Source organism: Streptomyces sp. NPDC090798, from assembly GCF_044768965.1.
In the GTDB taxonomy this organism is placed as follows: Bacteria; Actinomycetota; Actinomycetes; order Streptomycetales; family Streptomycetaceae; genus Streptomyces.
This window is the reverse complement of record NZ_JBIVXA010000033.1, coordinates 45,363-63,721: the sequence shown is the minus strand read 5'-3', so window position 1 is coordinate 63,721 and position 18,359 is coordinate 45,363. Positions and strand designations below refer to the sequence as shown.

Here is an 18,359-nt window from a genome sequence, read left to right as displayed (position 1 = left end):
GCGGGCGGCGGGGCGGCGACCTCAGGGTGGCTCGCATGCGTATCAAGAAGTCCCTGGCGGTGCTGTTCAGCGCCGCGGCGCTCGCCGTCGGCCTCGGGACCACCGCCGCACCTGCCGCGTCGGCGGCGAGCGGCTGCTGGTACAGCGGGAGCCACTGGTGGTGCAACAACCGGTCCGGCGCCCCGGTCTACGGCTACAAGGACCTGGCCCGGTTCTATCCGGACTCCAGTCGCATCGTCGGCTACATGCGCTCGAACCCCAGCTGGTTCGAGTGCCGTTACGACGGCGGCAACCCGGACGAGTACGTGGGCGGCCCGCACCCCTACCGCTGGGAGTGGACCGAGGCCGACAACGGGGAGTACGGCTGGATGAAGGACACCGCCATCGGCAGTGAGACCAATACGCTTCCGGCCTGCTGGTAACGCACAAGGCACAACGTCCCAGCACCTCACCGGACCGGAACCCGGACGGGGGACGAGGCCCGCCGTGCCGAGGGGCACGGCGGGCCTTCGCCGTCACGGAGCCGTCACGGAGCCGCCACGGGGCTACGTGTGCCTAGGCACCCGGCGGCACCCGGGAAGGCCGCCCGGACCCCCGGGTCAGCGCGTATCCGCCGATGCCCGCGAGCGCCGCGAGGATGCCGCCGATCGCGGTCCACACCCAGCGGTCGGACCACCAGCCGGAGGCCCAGCCGCCGTCGGGCTCGATGGACGACAGCGCGGCCGTCGACGAACCGGAGCCGGAGTCGGACTTCTCGGCGCTCGTCGCGATGCCCGGCACCAGCGGCTTCGCCAGCGAACCGTCCACCGCCGCCGACCCGCCGATGTCCTTGGAGTCGACCTCGACCTCGGCCCCGACCGGCAGACCCAGGTCGGAGGCCTGCAGCCCGGTGACGGTCAGCCGGACGTAGTACGTGCCCGGCAGCGGGTCGTTGGCCCAGGTCTCCGACCAGGAACGGACCGTGCGCAGGGTGCAGGCCAGTTCCACGGAGGCCGCGTCCTGCGCCGCCGTCCGCGTCTGTGCCCCGTACTGGCAGGCCTGGCGCCGCCGCAGCCCGTCGTAGACGTCGAGCTGCCAGGTCTGGCCGGCGTGCCGCGTGGCGGCCTCCGGCAGCTTCACCGTCGCCTTCACGGTGGGCCGCTGCCCGGCGTCCGCGGGGAACGACCAGTACAGGTAGTCGCCCGTGGACCCGCTGGCGGTGGCCTGCTGGCCCTGCTTGATCTCGGTCGCCGTACGGAACGACGTGCCGGCCTGGGTCGGCGCGGCGCTGTCGCCCGAGGGGCTCGCGGAGGGCGAGGAGTCGGCCGCGGCGGGCGCCGCGGCGATCCCGAGCAGCAGCAGGGCGGTGCTCAACACTCTTCTGACACGCATCAGTTGGTCCTCCAGACCGCGATCCGCAGGCGCGAGACCCAGCCCCACAGCACACCCGCGAGGAAGCCGGTGAGCACGAGGGCGCCGAGCAGCCACCAGCCGCGGCCGAGGCCGAAGGAGGCCACGTCGCTCGCCTGGTCCGGCCCGTCCACGACGTCGACCGTCAGCTCCACCGGCATGCCCGGCGTGGTCTTCACGCCGCTCGCCGCCGAGAAGGAGTTGGACATCTGAAGACACACGGTCTCGGCGGGGGCGTTCTCGTCGTCGCTCTCGGCCTTGGGATAGCGCAGGCCGGTGGAGATGACGTCGGTACGGCCGTTGCCCGCCGCCTCGCCGCGCACGATCTCACGTCCGTGCACGGTGACGGCGCGCAGCAACACCCCGTAGTCCGGGTTGACCTCGCGGTCGGCCGCGACACTCACCGAGGCGCGCAGCTCCTGGCCCGGCTTGACGTCCACGCGGTAGTAGCGGTGCTGCCCGAACTCCTCGCGGTCCGTGTACAGCCCGGACTTCAGTGCCGGGGCACTCGTGCAGGCGGCGGCGCCCTCCACGGCGACCGGCGTCACCACCGGGTCGGCGGCGCGCTTCACCAACTGTCCGACGCGGTCGGTGAGTTCCTCCTTGTGCTGGACCGAGGTGTACGTGCCGCCGGTCGCGTCCGCGATGCAGCTGAGCTGGTCGCGGGTCTTGGCGTCGGGCACGAGCCCGAGGGTGTCGATGGTGAGCCCGATGCCCTTGGCGGCGATCTCGCGGGCCACCTCGCACGGGTCGAGCGGCTGGCAGGTGTCCTCGCCGTCGCTGATCAGCACGATCCGCCGGGTGCCGTTGCCGCCGTCGAGGTCGCCGGCCGCCTTGAGCAGCGCGGGGCCGATCGGCGTCCAGCCGGTGGGCGTGAGCGTCGCGACGGCGGTCTTCGCCTCGGTGCGGTCGAGCGTGCCCACCGGGTAGAGCTGGGCGGTGTCCTTGCAGCCCGTCTTGCGGTCGTTGCCGCGGTAGTTGGCGCCGAGGGTCCGTATGCCGAGCTGGACCTCCTCGGGTGTCGCGTCGAGCACCTCGTTGAACGCCTGCTTCGCCGCGGACATGCGCGACCCGCCGTCGATGTCGCGCGCCCGCATCGAACCGCTGACGTCCAGCACGAGTTCGACCTTGGGAGCGGCCTGCTCCGCCGTTTCGTCGGCGACCGCTCCGGTCGGGAAGGCGATCCCGGCCGTCAGGGCGGCGAGCAGGGCGCAGACTCCTGCCGCCAGCCGTTGTCTTGTGATCATCGCCGGATCCTATTGATCAAAGGTGCCGCGCTTCAAAACGATCTTCGAACGACGCGCGCCGAACCGTGAACGACGCACCCCGCGACCGAGAACCGTGAACTGCGGACTAGGAGGTGGCGAACGGGTTGGGAAGTCGCGCCCAACTGTCCCCGGGAGTCTCGGGAGACAGCCGCATCAAGGTCAACGCCTTGGTCGGCAACCGCTCTTCGAGCAGCGCCGTCAGGTCCGGGGTGCGCGGCAGATCCCGTACGACCGTCTCCAGGGCCTCCCGCAGCACCGCCGAGGATCCCGCGGTCGCCCCCAGCGTGCCGCCGATCAGCGAGCCGAACATCTTGCGACGCAGGGTGGTCACGTCGTCCGTGACGATCCGTCCGGACAGCGCGGGCGCCGGGATGCCGTGCCGGGCCAGCCGGGCCGGGCTCACACGGATGTCGGCCAGATCGCGGTAGACGAGCCGGACCGGGGCGCCGCTGGCGGACAGGACGACCAGGAGGTTCTGGCCGTGTGCCTCCAGGGCCACCCCCAGGTCGAGCAGCCGCAGACAGACGGTGAGCGCGAGGCGGGTGAGGTCGGCCAGCCAGGCGGCCGACCGGGGCAGCTCGGTGGTTGCGAGGGCGGCCACCGGCAGGACACGCTCGCCCGGGCGGGCGTACACGTCCGGGGACTCGCGCAGCACCGCCGCCAGGTCGGGGGAGTGGGCCGTGACGGCGCCCAGGGTGCGGGTGACATGCAGCAGGCCGTCCGTGCGGGCCGCCATGTCCTCCGCGAACGCTGACACCGTCGCCGACGTCTCGATCGAGTAGACCGAGATGTCCCGCACGGAGGAGGTCAGCCGGGCGCTCAGCGCGGTCTTGATGTGCGGCCCGTCGGGGAGGGCGAGGGTGCGCAGCGACATCAACGGGTGTGCTGGGACGACCTCTTGGGGCGTGGCACGCAGTACATGCGCCGTCTGCCAGGGGTGGACCGGGATCAGGAACCGGTCCTCGTCCCGCAGCCACTTGGGCCACTCGCCCCGGACCAGACAGTCGTCGACGGCCATCAGGCCCAGTTCCACCACCGGCCGGTGCTCCGGCCCGTAGGCGAGCTGCTCGGCCACGGAGAAGCCGGGACGCGAACGGCAGTTGGGGTGGTACGGGTGTCCGTCGACCACCCGCTGCTCCCACTCCCAGCCGGTCGCGGGCTCCCGGCCGGCGGCGGCCTGGTCGGCGCGCGAGAGGGCCAACGAGGCGACACTGTGGTCGAGTTCGGCCGCGAATGCGGCGGCGTGGGGGACGGCGAGGGCCGTCATGAGCCGCGCCGGACGGTCGTACACCGTGTCGTCCAGCCGGACCTCGTCGACGTACGTGGTGGTCGCGTACGGATCCGGGCGCGGACCGTGCAGCCGCCGGCCGTCGGTGAGGTGGAGCGTGAGCCCGTCGCCCCCCGGCTCACGGCGTGCGATCCACGGCATCGGCTCATACGCCAGCGCACGCCACAGACGGCTCAGCACGGCCGCCCGGGCGCCGGGGAGCCCGGCCGCGTACGGCGCCGAGAGGGCGGGGCGTACGGCACTCAGCTCGTCGGCGAGCGCTGCCTCGGCGTCGGGCGTGGGGGGACGGTGCACGGTCGGGCTCCTTGGGTACGGGGACTGCGCGTCGCGGTCGCCCGCGCCGACAGACATACTGATCACCAGTGCACCGTATGGAACGAATGGACCGCGTGGACTCCATGCCCCCCAGGTACCTCAGGGACGACACAGAAGAGGCCGCCGACGCGTACGCCGCCGCCCCGCTGCTCAATTGTCTGCTGCGGGAGGTGGGGGAGCACGCCGAGGACCCCGGCCGGGTGGTCGAGGGCTCCGGTGTGTTCCGGCTCCGCTCCAGCGGGCGGCTGCTGCGGGTGCGGGGGACGCGCCGGCCCGTGGCGCCCGAGGTGTACGCCGACGGGGCCTGGCACCGGCTCACCCACGCCGAACTGGTCAAGCTGACCGCCGAGGAACTGCGCGGATTCACCGGTCTGTCCAACCCGGCGCTGCCCGCCGAGATGATCGACAGCCGGGACGCGGTGGCAGCGCTGCTCGCCGCCCGCCGGCACGCGAAGCCGCCCGCGGACCCGTACATCCGCTCCGAGCAGTCCCTGATCACCGGGCACCCGTACCACCCGGCGCCCAAGGCCCGCGGCGGCGGCCCCGTCGCCGGCTGGCTGCCCTACGCGCCCGAGGCATACGCCCGCTTCCCGCTGGAGCTGATCGGTGTGCGGGAGGACGCGGTCGTCGAGGAGGGCGACACCTCGGCGCTGGACGACTTCGGGCCGTCCCCGGAGGGCTACCGGCTGCTTCCGGCCCACCCCTGGCAGCTCGACCTGATCGGCGCCCGCCCGGAGATCCGGGAGGCCTTCGCGGACGGCCGGCTGATCCGCCTGGGCCGCACCGCGCGCCCGCTGTGGCCGACGGCCGCCATCCGCACGCTCTACGCCCCTGAGGACGACGTATTCGTCAAGTTCAGCCTCGACGTTCGCATCACCAACGACATCCGTCGGCTGTGGCGCCACGACCTGCTGAAACTGCGCCGCACGGACCAGGCGACAGCCGCCGCGTTCGCGACCACGACCACGGGCACGAGGTCCGGCACGAGCACGGGCGCCGCCTGGCTGAGCGACCGCGGCTACCGCACCGCCGACTTCGCCTTCGAAGAACTCGCGGTCCTCGTCCGCGACGGACTGCGCGAGCACGTCGTCCCCGGCGCGACCCCGCTCCTCGCCGCCGCCCTCGTCGAGCGCTTCGAGGGCAGTCCCCTCGACGGTCTCACCGACCCCTGCGCCTGGTGGACGGCGTATCTGCGCCAGGTCGTACCACCGGCCCTTGCGGCCTTCGCGCTGCACGGCGTCGTCATCGAGGCGCACCTCCAGAACACGGTGGTGGCCGTGGACGCCGACGGCGTCCCCGTGCAGGCGCTGTTCCGGGACGCGGAAGGCGTGAAGCTGCTCACGGACGTGGACCGGGCCGCCGGATGGGAGCGGCTCGTCTACTGCCTGATCGTCAACAACGTGTCGGAACTCGCCGCCCTGCTCGCGGAGGACCACCCGGGCTGGGACCCGTGGCCCGCCGTACGGACCGAGCTGGCCCGGCACGGCCTGCCCGGGATCGCGCACGAGATCACGGAGCTGCTCGCCGCCCCCACGCTCCCCGGCAAGACGAACCTGCTGCTCCGCTGGACGGGCGCGGACGGCGCGGACGCCCGCTACCTTCCGCTGCCGAATCCGCTGGCGCGCGCCTAGTGCCGAGTTCCTCTTCGGCTGGGTACATGTCCCGGTGGCGGGGCAGTGACCGGCTCAACACCCTTGCCGTCCAACGGATCTGGGACAGACCCCAGCCACCGTCAACGGGGTCGCCGCCGTCGGCACGCCGACAAGGCGAGACGAACAACAGGGGGACGGCAGATGAACGTGATGACGGAGCGATCCGACCCGGGCGGCGCCGCGCACACGTCGGCGCCCGCGTCGGGTGAACGACGGTACGATCACCGTCGGATTAGCCCGTTGGGTCGCCGCGGGTTCCTCCGCTGTGGGGGCACTCCGTCCGTGCCCTGCTTTCCGGGCAGGCGAGGTGCATGGTCCAGGCGCGATGTCCGCGCTCTGGCGAGCAGCTTGCGTATGGAAAGGGAGAATCGCTCCGATGGCCAATGAGGACGTCGTGTCCGAAGAGTCGGGCAGCGAGCGTGTGATTGCCGGCCGCTACAGTCTGCTGTCGCCCCTCGGCGCCGGCGGCATGGGCACCGTGTGGCGCGCCTACGACAAGGTGTTGCACCGCGAGGTCGCCATCAAGGAGGTCCGGGCACCTGCCGGACTGGCGGCGGCCGACATCGAGCGGATGTACACGCGGCTGGAGCGTGAGGCGTGGGCCGCGGCCCGGGTGGCGCACCGGAACGTGGTGACCGTCTACGACGTGGCCATGGAGGAGGGCCGCCCGTGGATCGTCATGGAGTTGGTCCGCGGTCAGTCGCTGGCCGACCTGCTCAAGACCGAGGGCCGGCTCTCCCCGCAGCGTGCCGCGTCCATCGGCCTCGAGGTGCTCGCCGCGCTCCACGCCGCCCACGAGACCGGCGTGCTGCACCGCGACGTGAAACCGGCCAATGTGCTGATAGCCAAGGACGGCCGGGTGGTGCTCACCGATTTCGGCATCGCCATGATCGAGGGCGATGCCGCGCTCACCATGACCGGTGAAGTCGTCGGATCGCCCGAGTTCCTGTCTCCGGAGCGGGCGTTGGGGCGGCGGTCCGGGCCCGCGTCGGACCTGTGGTCGCTCGGCGTGCTGCTGTACGCGGCCGTCGAGGCGCGCTCCCCCTTCCGCCAGAACACCCCGCTCAGCACCCTGCGGGCCATCGTGGACGCGGAGTTGCCGCAAGTCCGCCGGGCCGGCGCCCTCACTCCGGTCATCGAGGGACTGCTGCGCAAGGATCCGGACGTACGCCTCACCGCCGAGCAGGCGGAACGGGACCTGCGGCTCATCGGCCAGGGCGGCATCCCCGACACGGGAGTCGTGCAGTCGTCCTCCGACTCCCCGACCGTTTCGACGCAGCCCACGACACGAACGTCACCCGCGGATCCTGGGGAACAGCCCACGGTCACGCATTCCATGGCACAGCCCACGGTCGCTGACTCCCTGGCGCAGGCGACGGCCGCGGATCCTTCGGCGCAGCCCACGGTCACGCATTCCCTGGCGCAGGCGGCGGACGCGGATCCTGGCGCACAGCCCGCGGTCGCGGATCCCGCGGTGCCGGATCCGCGCGCCGCGGGAACACCCGCCTCCTCCGTCCCCCCGGTTGACGCGCGGCGCAGCCGGCGCAGCATCGCGCTCGTCGCCGCGGGCGTGTCCCTGTGCGTGCTGGCGCTGGCCGGGGTGGGCTATGCGCTCATGAATGACGGAAACGGAAACGGAAGCGGAGATCGGCAGAGCGCGGGCAACGCCACCGCAGGGGCGGGTTCGGCCTCGAAGAACGCCGAGAACGCCACCGCTGCGAGCACGGAGGGCGACGGCCAAGACGCCTCCACCACCCTGGGGGTGAAGGTGACGGTGACGGGTTCGCACACGACGTACTCCGGACAGTGCCCGCCGCCGAGCGAGCAGGCGCCCACCTTTACGGCGACGTTCTCGGTGGACCGGCTCCCGGCCCAGTTCTCCTACCGGTGGGTGTCCAAGGACGGCTCGGTGACCGATCCGCACTGGAGGACGCTGGTGTTCTCGGATGACGGAGGGCTCAGCAAGCAGGACACGGTGAGCCTGACCACGTGGGCGGAAGCCGGACGGCTCGAGAGCGAAATCGGCGTGGAGCTCAAGGCACCCGTGCACGGCAAGTCCAACTTGGTGCCTCTGTCGCTGACGTGCGAAGGGGGAACGAACTAAGGCACGTCGTCCGGGCACTGACTGACTGTCTGACGGCCCGGACCGCGTCGCCGAGGGTTCCGTGGCCGGGACCGGTCGGCCGCGCGGCACCGCGCGCTCCGCGTCCCGGCCGTCCCGTGCCCGGAGTTCTCTCAAGCGCGGCGAAGTGTCCGGATCCCGTGCCCGCTACGAGGCACGTGACGAATTTGTCGCGAGAGTCGAACTAAACCGGGCCACGTTCACGTTTGAGTGAAAGCTCCGGCCTCGTGCCGGGCCAGCCGCATCATGTGGCCTCTCTTTCGCAGTTGGATGTCGTTCATAAGGAGTATGAGTGCCATCGGTCATCCTGGGGCAAACGGGCCCCTTCACTGGTCAAAGCGTGGTCCTGAGCGCCGCTCCACTGACGTTCGGTCGCAAGAGTGACAACGACGTCGTGATCGTCAGCGCCAACGCCTCCCGTCTGCACGCCGAAATCCTCGAGGAGGATGCCGGCTTCGTGCTCTACGACCGCAACAGCCGTAACGGCACCTTCGTCAACGACCAGCGCATCACACGGCATGCACTGCGCTCCGGCGACCGCATCCGCATCGGTGAGGAGACCTTCCTCTTCGAGTCGGAGGACGCCATCGAGACGATGATGGATCTCTCCCACCTCGACACGCCCCGGGTGAGCGCCTCCGCGGACCCCGGCATGCTCAGGGTCACCGTCACCGGCGGAGGCCCGGTGGGCCTCGCCTTCGCGCTGACGCTGGAGACCATGCTGCGCGGACGGGTCTCGATCACGGTGTACGAAGGGCGGTGGACCAAGAACGGCTCCACCGTCGTCTGGAAGGACGAGACCCAGGGAAACGTCCGTCGCCAGCAGGTCGTGACCATCCAGAGCCGGCAGTACCTCGCTCTGCCCGAGGAGATACGGTCGGCGCTGTTCGAGGACGCGGGCGACTATTCGGAGATGTGGCCCGTCGGACCGGACTCCGTGGACGGCCTGCCTCCCCGCAACATCCGGATCGCCTACGTCGAGGACCGCCTGCTGGAACTGGCGAACAAGAACGCCGCGATCCGGCTGGTGGCGGAGCGGTTCGACCCGTCGGAGCATCAGGGTCGGCTCTCGCAGGAACACGTCCTGGCGATCTGCGAAGGCGGACGATCCCGCACGCGGGAGCACTACGCCGACCGCTTCGGCGCTGCCGACGCCTCGATCTACTCCCTTGACGGTGACCACCTGCAGGACGTGGTGCTGGGACTCCGGGTGAAGTCCCCGCTCTCGGACCAGATGAGTGTCCTGCTGACCGTGTCGCAGAACAGGTTTCTTCTCAACTCGCTGCGCGGCGAGGGCTTCTTGAACATGCGGCTCACCCGCGAGGAAGCCCGAAACGTGATCGGCATCGACCCGGTCCGTCAGGTCTTCGAGGAGTGCATCGCCGCTCGCCCCTGCGTCATGAGCCGCGAGGAGGACCACGAGTTCCGCTGTCCCACGCACGGAACCCTCTTCCTGCCCGCCCTGCTGCGCAGTTCGCCCTTGTGGAAGCGGATCCGGGAGGGGCTGAAACTGTTTGGCGTCCCGGAGAACGACCTCACCGCGATCACGTCGTTCCGGCTGGACATGGTGCAGCGCCCGCGGTTCACGGCGCAGCTGAGCCGCCCGACCTCGACGAGCCCCGGCATGTACGGCCTCCTGCTGGGCGACGCGGCCAACGCCATCCACTTCTGGCCGGGTCGCGGCCTCAACAGCGGTCTCGCCTCGGCCACTTCGCTCGCCCGCTCCCTCAGCCGCACCTGGCAGGGCAAGCCGCTGCGCGACGCCGACTTCATCCGGCACGAGGCGGCCATGTCCATGCTTCAGTACCGGCACAAGAGCCGGGCCTGGAACGCCATGGTCACCACCGACGAACAGGGCGTCACCCGCGCCATCAAGGACATCATCGCCCGCAGCATGGAACCGGAACCCGGCGACGGATCCGAACCCGAGCACGCGTCCCTCGACGCCCTGCTGGAGCGCATGAGCGCGATACGCGAGCGCCTCGCATCCCGTCTCCCCGGTATGCCAACGGACGAGGAACTGCGCGACCACCTCTCGACGCTGGACCCGGCCACGCTCCGCACGCTCCAGGAAAGCGGTGCGTGGGACACCCTGATCGTCGGCGGCGAGGAAGCCGACATCGACCTCTTCTACCAGTCGGACTCCCCCGTCTACGTCCCTCGCCCCGCCGACCCGCGCATCGGGCCGCCGGCCCTCATGCCGCAGGATTCCGTGCCCTCCAACCCGGTCTGAAGCGGGAACACCGTTCAGGACATTGCGCGGCGAACCTATGTGGTCAGAGCACTAGTTACTCAGGACCGGCGGTTGGGGCGACGACGGCGGGGGCGACGGTTGGAGTGGGGGCGGCTACTAAAAACAGGTCAGGCGTTCCCCGCCGGGGCTTCCCGGTCGGGAACGCCTGCTGTGTTGCGAGCCGTTGAGGGCCAGGACGGCGACGTAGAGGCTGATTGGCCCGTTGGTACCAATTTCAAGTGAGAGGTGGTGTCCTGCGCCCAGTGGCCGTTACCCCGCACCTCCCGGAGCCCGATCGCCCAGCACGCTGTCGACGTGGCAGCCCGATACCGGCCTGCGCGATCGGAGACATCGGGCGACTGGATCGAGCTCGTTGCGCTGCCCGAGAATCGCGTGGCCATGGCCGTGGGGAGCGTGGTGGTTGCGGCCCGCGTGCCCGCGCCTGGATCGGCCGCCCGCCGGGCCGCCCCTCGGCCTGGGCGGCGGCGCCTTCACCACTGTGAAGTGGGAGGTACCCGAGGGCAGCCAACTGGTGCTCTACGGCCACGGCCTGATCCAGCGTCGAGGAAGGGGCGCCGATGCCGGTTTCGCACTGCTGAGGAGGTTCTGAGCCGAGCTGTCGCCCGGAAAGGCGTTGTGGGCCCGGAGGAGAGCTGCGCGGCCGTGTTCGAGGCAGTGCTCCCGGTCCGTCCCGGCGGTGCCGTCGCGCCGATGGTCGCCCGCACTCGCGGCATGCGACCTGATCAGGTCGCCGACTGGGATGTTCCCTCAGAGCCGGCGGCGGTGGCGGACCTACGCGCTGCTCTCACGCGCCAGCTTGCGCACTGGGGCCTGGATGACCCATGGACGAGGGCGGACGTGGTCGGTTTCTTGTCGCCCGGCTCGCGGAGCGTTGGGGGACCAGGTCCACGCAGGCCGGCAAGGCGATCTGGACCGAGCAGCCCCTGCCGCGGAGCTGCCGGCCGGGATGGACGCGCGGCCGGTCGCCACGACGGGCCACCCCACACAAGGCAGTCGGGCAGGTCATTACGACCCCTGCCCGGTAGGAGGAGGGGCGAAGAGGGGGCGTACTGGGCGCGCGGCGGCCTGATGGACGTCGATTTCATGCGGGGCTGGTGCGAAGGAGCGTCGAGCCGAGGTACTGAACGGCGCGCAGCGCAATTTCCAGATCAGTGTGCCCTTTCTGGACAGGGTGCCCCATGATTTCCTCGGCTTTCCGGATGCGGTACTGCACGGTGTTTTTATGGAGAATCTGAGCGCTGGCGGTGGCGGTGTAACTGCAGCCGGTGTCCAGGAATATCTGTGCCGTCTCCCTGAGCCGTGCGCTGTTCTCGTCGTCGACGGCCAAAGGCCCCAGAATGCCCCACACCCATGCGCGCATGTCGTCTATGTTCGTGGCCATCAATGCGATGGGAGCGACAGTGGAGAAGTCGGTGAACTGGGGGGCGGGCTTGGCCGCTGCCGCGAGTTCCTGCGTGCGTACTGCCTGTCGGTGCGTGGAGCGGAATCCCTCGATGCCGTAGCCCACGCGTCCGGCGCACACGTGCACGGAAGGATCGCAGCGCTCGACGACATCCGACACCTGTCGCCAGGAGACGTCGCCGTGCGCGCCGAGCGGCAGCCAGGCCCAGGACACGACGGCATCTCGGGGGACGAACAGCGGCCTGGCGGGGGAGCCCAGCTTCTGGGCGATCTCGTTGGTGATCCGGTGGAGTCGAGCCAGTCCCTCGCCCCCACCCGTCAGTGTGGGAAGCCAGGCCACCAGTCCGAGGTGATGTTGTCGGAGCCGGTAACCAAGGGCTGGTTCAGCCCAGTTGAGGTCGACGTCCTTCTCGGTGAGGATGTCCCGCACGCGTGCGGCACGCGCGGCGGTCTGGCTGAGCAGCCAGTGATCGCGCTCCTGTTGGTAGACCGTGATGACATGCTCGGTCACGCGGTCGATGTAACCGAAGCTCACCCGCAGCATGCGCCGGTTGGTCGCGGTGGCGAGATCCTCGTCGGCGTCCTGCCGGTTGAGTTCGTCCAGACACCATTGCAGAAAACGCCAGTGGCCGATTCTGTAGGCCCGTACCATCGCGCTGAGGGGGATACCTCTCTGGGCCAGCCTCCTGGCGTACTCAAGAGCAGCCGCGGGCCCTTCGATCTTGTCCAGAGGTATGTCGTTCTCGAAAATGTGCAGCAATGTGGCGACGTTTTCCGCGACGCTCGCCTGCAGGATTTTAATGACGGTTTCGTCGCCTCTGAGCTCCGGGATCTCGGCAATGACATAGTCCCCTATGTCGCGGCTGACCTCCGGGAGGTGTGACCCTACGTTCGCCGCGACCACGGACAGTTGTTTTGCGGCCTCTGGATGCTCCGCAGCCATACCGCAATGCTACAGGTCCGTCCGTGATCCGCTTCTTCGGGACGCGACAGGCCGCACTCCGGAATCCTGCGCGAATACCGCCGGCGGATTAGTTCATTGGCAGCAACTCTCACCCGAAGGTCGTACTAAGCGCCCAGTGGTTGCCGTGCGGTCCAAATGAGCGTGGATGTCACCGGCGACCAGCGGGCCCGCGAGCGCCTCGCCATCCTCAGCGAGGCCGGCACCCTGATCGGCAGCACCCTGGACGTGACGCAGACCAGCCGGGAACTGGCCGACCTCGCCGTGCTCCTGCTGGCTGACTACGCCGCCGTCGACCTGGCCGAGTCCGTCCCGCTCGGTGAGGAACCCGCCGCCCGCACCAGCCCGACGGGGCAGCCCGTTCCGGCCTTTCGCCGCGCCGGCCTGGCCTCGCTCCACCCGGGGACTCTCTCAACAGCCAGTCCACCCGGTGTCCTTGATGCATTGCCCCGAACCCCGGGGTGCGACCCGTCGCAGGGCCCTGCGCCCCACGGGGCGACGCACGCGCGCCCCGCAGACGCGACGCCGACGGACCGGCTCCAGAGGAGGCCCAGGCCCACACAGCTCGTCCGCGCGCTGGTTCTCTCCACGCGGACCGTGCCCAACTGCTCTGCGCCATCAGGTAATTGACGTGGCGGTCGGGGGGCTGCTTCACTGGGGCAGTGGCTGAGCCACTAGACCAAGAAGTCGCTGAACCAGTGGGCCACTAGACCAGTGAGCCGCTGAACCATTGACCGAAGCCTGGGAGATCCTCCGTGGCCGTCGAAAGCATTCTGCGCCGAACCGTGGTCGACCTGCTTGAAGCGCGGCTGCGTGACGACATTCTGAGCGGCACGCACGAACCCGGATCCCTGCTGCCCCCCGAGAGGGAGCTGGCCGCCGGGTACGGGGTCACCCGTACGACCTTGAAGCACGCGCTGACCCGGTTGGAGCAGGCGGGACTGCTGAGCACTCGGCACGGCATCGGCACGCGCATCCTGGATTACCTGCGGGTCGGCGGCGCCGACCTGCTTCCGATGCTGGCCGCACAGGACCCCACGTGGCTGCGGGAGGTCTTCGAGGTGCGACGGCAGATCGGCACCCTGATCGCCGGCCGCGCGGCCGACCGGCGCACGGAACGACAGGCCCGGCGGCTGGAACACCTGCTGCGTCAGGTCGCGGAAGGCCCGGACGCCGACGCCGTCCAGCTCGCCGACGTGGAAGTGCACCGCGAACTGGCGCGGGCCACGGGGAACCGGGTCTACCTGCTCCTCACGAACACGCTGTTCAACGCCTATCTTCCGGTACGGGCCTCGCTGCGGGCGCCGTTCGAGGACGCGGCGCGGGCGACGGACCGGCTCGCGCCGGTGGTACGGGCCGTGGTCGACCGGGACGGCGAGGAGGCGCGGCGCGCGGCGGAGACGTATCTGGCCGGCACCGAGAAGATCATGCTCGGTTCGCTGAGCAGTTCTCGCGGACGGTCGACCGCCGACGGTCCCCGGTAGCCGCGCTTCCCGGCGGCGACTCCGGGCCCGCCGGCTCCCGTCGAGGCGAGGTGTGTGCGGCGAAGCGGCCGGGCCCCGGAGTGGCCCCGATCATGCACGGATGCCCGGTCGTCCCACGCTTCCTCCATTGTCATGCATAGGTCAACGCTGGCGCCCTGGTGAACGCCCGACGGGGTGGGACCAGGTGTGCGGCTGCGACCCCTCAGGTGCCCGAGGCAATCCGGGCCCATCACCCCCAGGACGGCCGCCCGTTCACCGTGGGCGCGGCGGCGACCGACAACACAAGGAGCATGGTGAGCAGATCAAGCAAGAGACGCGGCGTCCTCATCGGCGTGCTGCTGTCCGCGGTCATCGGTGGCACCGTCCAGCCGGCGATCGCCGAGCCGGTGCGGGACGCGGGGGACCAGGCCACGCCGTTGCGGAAGTCTCCGATGCGGTCGACCGAGCAGGAGATCGCGCGGGCGCTGTCCGCCTCGCTGCGCGACCCGCAGTGGCGCGCGCAGGTCCGTGCGGCCGCGCTCGGCACCGAGGACGTGGACCTCCGGGCGCTGGCGGGCAGGACCGCCGCTCCGGAGGGCAAGAACCTGTTCGCCTCCGTCTCCGCCGCGGACCGTCGCATCGCGGGCCTGAAGGGCCTGCCCGCGTCGACCGGGTCGCTGCTGCGCGTTCGGCTGGGCTCGCCGTCCATGCGGTCGCGTCTGAACGCCGATGTCACCCCCTGGATCGCCGTTGCCGCGGCCGCCGACGACGCCAAGAGCATCACGGCCTACGACAGCCAGGGCCACGCCCACGCCGTCGACACCGCGCGCGTCCCGGACCGCCCGCTGTACATCCTGGATATCGACGTCACCAAGGCTCACCGGGCCGGCCTGAAGGTGCTGCAGAAAGCCTTCGCCGACAAGGGGCTGACCTCCCTCCCGTCCAAGGCCGCGAACAGCGCCCACGCCGCCGCGGCGGGCGGGTGGGCGACCAAGGTCACGGCCGTCGAGGTGAACGACGACCAGGAGCCCTGGTTCAAGGGCTCCGCCGAGATGTTCTCGCTGGTGACCGGCTTCGGTCAGGACGGCACGGCGCGCGTCGACTCGGTGGACATGCCCTACCTGGACTACGACGGCACCGTCTACTACCCGAACCAGATCCTGGTCAACTGGTCGAACTACAAGTACAACCTGGCCGACGTCGTCATGATGGAGGACGACGACGGCACCAACTACCGTGCGCTGGCACAGGCGATCACCACGGCGCTGCTCACCGTGACCGACCAGGGCACCTACATCCCGTTGGTGAACGCGCTCCTGAGCGCGATCCCGGACAGCTGGTTCACCGACGACCCCGACTACGTGGAGTCCTGGTACACCCTCGCCCAGAATTCCTCGGGCCGGCTGAACGGCGCCTCGGGCAACGGCTGGATGACCGTCGAGCCCTACTTCGTCGAGGAGTTCTAGACCTCGCGCGCAAGCGCGGACCGGCCGCCGCACCTCGGTGAACGCGCCGGTCCGCGCCGAGGACACGGCCGTCGTGCCGGAGGCCGCATGCCCCCGACACCACGGCGCAGCCGTGCCCGGCACTGACCAAGAGGGGCGCTAGCCGGTTCCCCCGCGCCGGCGGGAAAACCGTGGACGGCAGTCGTGGGGAGAGGTTCCGGGAGCCGGGAGGCCGAGGCGCGCACAGCCGCACTGGACTGGTTCGCCGCGCCTCCCGACGAGCCGGTGGTGCTGTGCACCTTCGAGACCGGACACGGAACGGGGCGGGCAGGGCGTAGGGCGACGTCACGGGGTATCTACTTCACGGCCGGTGTTCTGGTCGTATGCCAGGGCGTGGGTCACCGCGGTGGTGCACTCGTACAGGGCCCGGTACTGGGTGAACCGGCGGTCGTAGACACCCGCGGTGGCGGGATCGGGCCGGACCACCGATTCCGCCGGATTCCAGGCCGCGATGTCCGGTCGGCCGATCAGCCCGGCGGCGAGGAAGGCGGCACCGTAGCTGGCACCGATGGTCGTGCGGGCGACGACCTGTTCGAGACCGGTGACATCGCTGACGATCTGAGGCCACAGTCCGCCCCGGGTGCCGCCGCCGACCGCCACGATCCGCCGGATGTCGGCGCCGGCCGCGAACATCGTCTCGACGTTGTGACGGACACCGTAGGCGGTGGCCTCCAGCGCCGCCCGCATCAGGTCGGCCCGGGTGTGACCCAGCGTCAGGCCCGCGATCACGCCCCGGGCGTCGGGGTCCATGACGGGTGTCCGTTCCCCGGCGAAGTACGGCAGCATCACCAGGCCGTTCGCACCCGGGGACGAGGCGGCCGCCTCGTCGAACAGCACGCCGAGGTCGACGTCGCCGAAGAGGTGCCCGAGCCAGTCGGTGACGGCTCCGGAGGTGGCCATACCGCCGGCCAGGCAACGGGTGCCGGGCAGAGCGCCGACCGTGGACCACATCGACGGGCTGGTCACGAGCCGGTCGACGGTGTTCACCAGGAACATCGTGGTGCCGTACATCAGCATCAGGTCGCCTACGCCGTGGCCGCCGACGCTGATGGCCTCGCTCCAGGCGTCGATCGTCCCCACGATGACCGGCGTCCCGGCCGGGACGCCCGCGACGGGCGTGCGCACCCGGCCGGCCTCCTCGCCCGGCCAGCGCAGCGGGGGGAGTTCGATGCCGGGTGCGATGTGCTCGGCCCACTCGGGGATCCAGCGCTGCTCGTGGATGTCGAACAGCGGGGTGCACTGGCTGGCGGAATGCAGGTCCAGCACGTAGGCGCCGGTCAGCCGGTGGACGAGCCACGAGGCGGGCATGAGGAGGCGGCGGGCGCGTGCCCACAACCCGGGCTCCCGCTCGCGGATCCAGGCGAGTTTCGGCCCGACGGCCTGGGACGACAGCGCAGAACCGCACCTGCCAAAGACGGTGTCTGACCCCAACTCCCGGTTCAGCCGGGCGATCTGTTCCTCGGCGCGGGTGTCCACCCCGTACAGCACCGCTGGACGCACCGGCTCTCCCGCGTCATCGACCAGAAGGGTGCACGGGCCCATGCCGCTGACTCCGACGGCGCGGACGGTGACGTCGTCGCGATCGAGCAACTCGGTCGCGAGCGAGACGAACTCGTCCCACCACACATGTGCGTCCATCTCGACGTGCCCCGGCCGGGGACGGCCGACCACGTGACCGCGTACGGCCTCACCCAGGATGCGGCCGGCAGTGTCGACCACCACGCCCTTGGTGCTGGAGGTGCCAACGTCAACTCCGAAGACGACGTCGATCATGTACTGCCTCCCTTGGCGCCGGGTGCGCCACCGTAGGTTGTCGCTCGGTCCGGCGGCCGGCCGCGGTTCAGCCGGACGGCTGCCGGAGATGTCGTCACATCTGTACCTCGGACGAGCGCTTGGCGGCGTCCCCCCGGGGCTCCATGGCAGAACCCGAATACCGGATCAGCGCCCAGTACACGGACTTCAGACGTTCTACGTCTCCTGCTCCGCGTGCGGCGACAACGCCGTGGTCCCGGACGTTGCCACCACAGGACGGTCGGGCAGGCGGCGGGCCCGGATGAGCTGCTGGATGACCGGGGCACTCTCCTCGGGGTGGTGCAGCAGATCGATGGCCTCGACGCGAAAGCCGTACTCGGTGAGCAGGTCCTCCCACAGCTGCGGTGCAAGGACCCACATCTGGGACGGCAGGGGCGGGTCGTCACGCAGCAAGATCATCTGTTCGCGCGGTGCCACTTCCGTGGACGGGCCGCGCCCGTGGAGGTCGGTGTGCAGGAGTGAGAGGATCAGCGGCGCGCCAGGGCGTAGGCCGTCACGCAGTGCGGGCAGCACGCGGTGCGGATCGATGAATGCCAGGGTGCCGATGGCGTACGCGGCATCGAACGGCTCAGCCTCGGCGAGGTACTCGGCCACATCCCCCTGCGCGAGTTCCACATCCGGAACATCCGCGTGCGTGGAGGCGGCGCGTTCGTGCTGGGTCGGCGACAGCTCGATCCCGGTGACGCGAGCGCCGTGGGCCCTGGCGAGATGCACGGCGTGGTGGCCGGCCCCGGAGCCGATGTCCAGGACACGTCGGCCGGTGATGTCGCCGAGGACTTCCGCACCCGGTCCGACCCCCTCCCAGGGCGTCCAGGCCAGGCGGTCGGGGATGGGCGGCATGTAGGCGCGGGCCAGCTGGCGCTTGCCGTAGACGGTCCAGGCTTGGGTGTTGATGTCCTCGACGGGCACGGTGTCTCCTCGGTGGGCTG

At 70.5% G+C, this 18,359-nt stretch carries 13 protein-coding genes; 7 read left to right on the top strand and 6 right to left on the bottom strand.

What is annotated here, in order from left to right:
* The first annotated feature begins 35 nt into the window (after positions 1 to 35).
* Positions 36 to 422, top strand: coding sequence for a hypothetical protein (locus tag ACIQTP_RS43080; RefSeq protein WP_403410690.1), 387 nt, complete (start codon positions 36 to 38; stop codon positions 420 to 422).
* Between the two features lie 133 nt (positions 423 to 555).
* Here the strand turns inward: ACIQTP_RS43080 and ACIQTP_RS43075 are convergent, their stop codons facing one another.
* The 3 genes from ACIQTP_RS43075 to ACIQTP_RS43065 all read right to left on the bottom strand — a co-directional run bounded on the left by ACIQTP_RS43075 (position 556) and on the right by ACIQTP_RS43065 (position 4,239).
* On the bottom strand, positions 556 to 1,371 hold the full coding sequence (locus ACIQTP_RS43075; protein ID WP_403410687.1) for a hypothetical protein: 816 nt from the start codon (positions 1,369 to 1,371) through the stop codon (positions 556 to 558).
* A complete protein-coding gene (locus ACIQTP_RS43070; RefSeq protein WP_403410684.1) occupies positions 1,371 to 2,636 on the bottom strand; it encodes a VWA domain-containing protein in 1,266 nt (421 codons plus the stop codon). The genes ACIQTP_RS43075 and ACIQTP_RS43070 overlap by 1 nt, the downstream gene beginning before the upstream one ends.
* 106 nt (positions 2,637 to 2,742) lie before the next feature.
* Positions 2,743 to 4,239, bottom strand: coding sequence for an IucA/IucC family protein (locus ACIQTP_RS43065; protein ID WP_403410681.1), 1,497 nt, complete (start codon positions 4,237 to 4,239; stop codon positions 2,743 to 2,745).
* Positions 4,240 to 4,325: 86 nt separating this feature from the next.
* Here ACIQTP_RS43065 and ACIQTP_RS43060 point away from each other — a divergent pair, with 86 nt between their 5' ends.
* The 3 genes from ACIQTP_RS43060 (at position 4,326) to ACIQTP_RS43050 (ending at position 10,267) form a co-directional block, all read left to right on the top strand.
* The gene (locus ACIQTP_RS43060) at positions 4,326 to 5,891 is read left to right on the top strand and encodes an IucA/IucC family protein (RefSeq protein ID WP_403410784.1); all 1,566 of its coding nucleotides are present in this window, start codon (positions 4,326 to 4,328) and stop codon (positions 5,889 to 5,891) included.
* 397 nt (positions 5,892 to 6,288) lie between these two features.
* On the top strand, positions 6,289 to 8,016 hold the full coding sequence (locus ACIQTP_RS43055) for a protein kinase (protein ID WP_403410678.1): 1,728 nt from the start codon (positions 6,289 to 6,291) through the stop codon (positions 8,014 to 8,016).
* Between the two features lie 310 nt (positions 8,017 to 8,326).
* Positions 8,327 to 10,267, top strand: coding sequence for an FHA domain-containing protein (locus ACIQTP_RS43050; RefSeq protein WP_403410675.1), 1,941 nt, complete (start codon positions 8,327 to 8,329; stop codon positions 10,265 to 10,267).
* Between the two features lie 1,102 nt (positions 10,268 to 11,369).
* On the opposite strand, the gene ACIQTP_RS43045 is transcribed toward ACIQTP_RS43050, so the two are convergent.
* On the bottom strand, positions 11,370 to 12,632 hold the full coding sequence (locus tag ACIQTP_RS43045) for a PucR family transcriptional regulator (RefSeq protein ID WP_403410672.1): 1,263 nt from the start codon (positions 12,630 to 12,632) through the stop codon (positions 11,370 to 11,372).
* A 156-nt stretch (positions 12,633 to 12,788) separates the two neighbouring features.
* On the opposite strand from ACIQTP_RS43045, the gene ACIQTP_RS43040 reads away from it, so the two are divergent.
* From ACIQTP_RS43040 to ACIQTP_RS43030, 3 genes are all read left to right on the top strand, one after another.
* A complete protein-coding gene (locus ACIQTP_RS43040) occupies positions 12,789 to 13,280 on the top strand; it encodes a hypothetical protein (RefSeq protein WP_403410669.1) in 492 nt (163 codons plus the stop codon).
* Positions 13,281 to 13,405: 125 nt separating this feature from the next.
* Positions 13,406 to 14,134: a FadR/GntR family transcriptional regulator gene (locus ACIQTP_RS43035; RefSeq protein ID WP_403410666.1), complete on the top strand. Its 729-nt coding sequence runs from the start codon at positions 13,406 to 13,408 to the stop codon at positions 14,132 to 14,134.
* A 290-nt stretch (positions 14,135 to 14,424) separates the two neighbouring features.
* A complete protein-coding gene (locus ACIQTP_RS43030) occupies positions 14,425 to 15,579 on the top strand; it encodes a DUF3103 family protein (protein WP_403410663.1) in 1,155 nt (384 codons plus the stop codon).
* 324 nt (positions 15,580 to 15,903) lie between these two features.
* Here the strand turns inward: ACIQTP_RS43030 and ACIQTP_RS43025 are convergent, their stop codons facing one another.
* Together ACIQTP_RS43025 and ACIQTP_RS43020 are read right to left on the bottom strand one after the other, a co-directional pair.
* A complete protein-coding gene (locus tag ACIQTP_RS43025) occupies positions 15,904 to 17,391 on the bottom strand; it encodes an FGGY-family carbohydrate kinase (RefSeq protein WP_403410660.1) in 1,488 nt (495 codons plus the stop codon).
* A gap of 195 nt (positions 17,392 to 17,586) precedes the next feature.
* Complete coding sequence (locus tag ACIQTP_RS43020; RefSeq protein WP_403410657.1) at positions 17,587 to 18,339, bottom strand: class I SAM-dependent methyltransferase; 753 nt, start codon at positions 18,337 to 18,339, stop codon at positions 17,587 to 17,589.
* Positions 18,340 to 18,359: the final 20 nt, after the last annotated feature.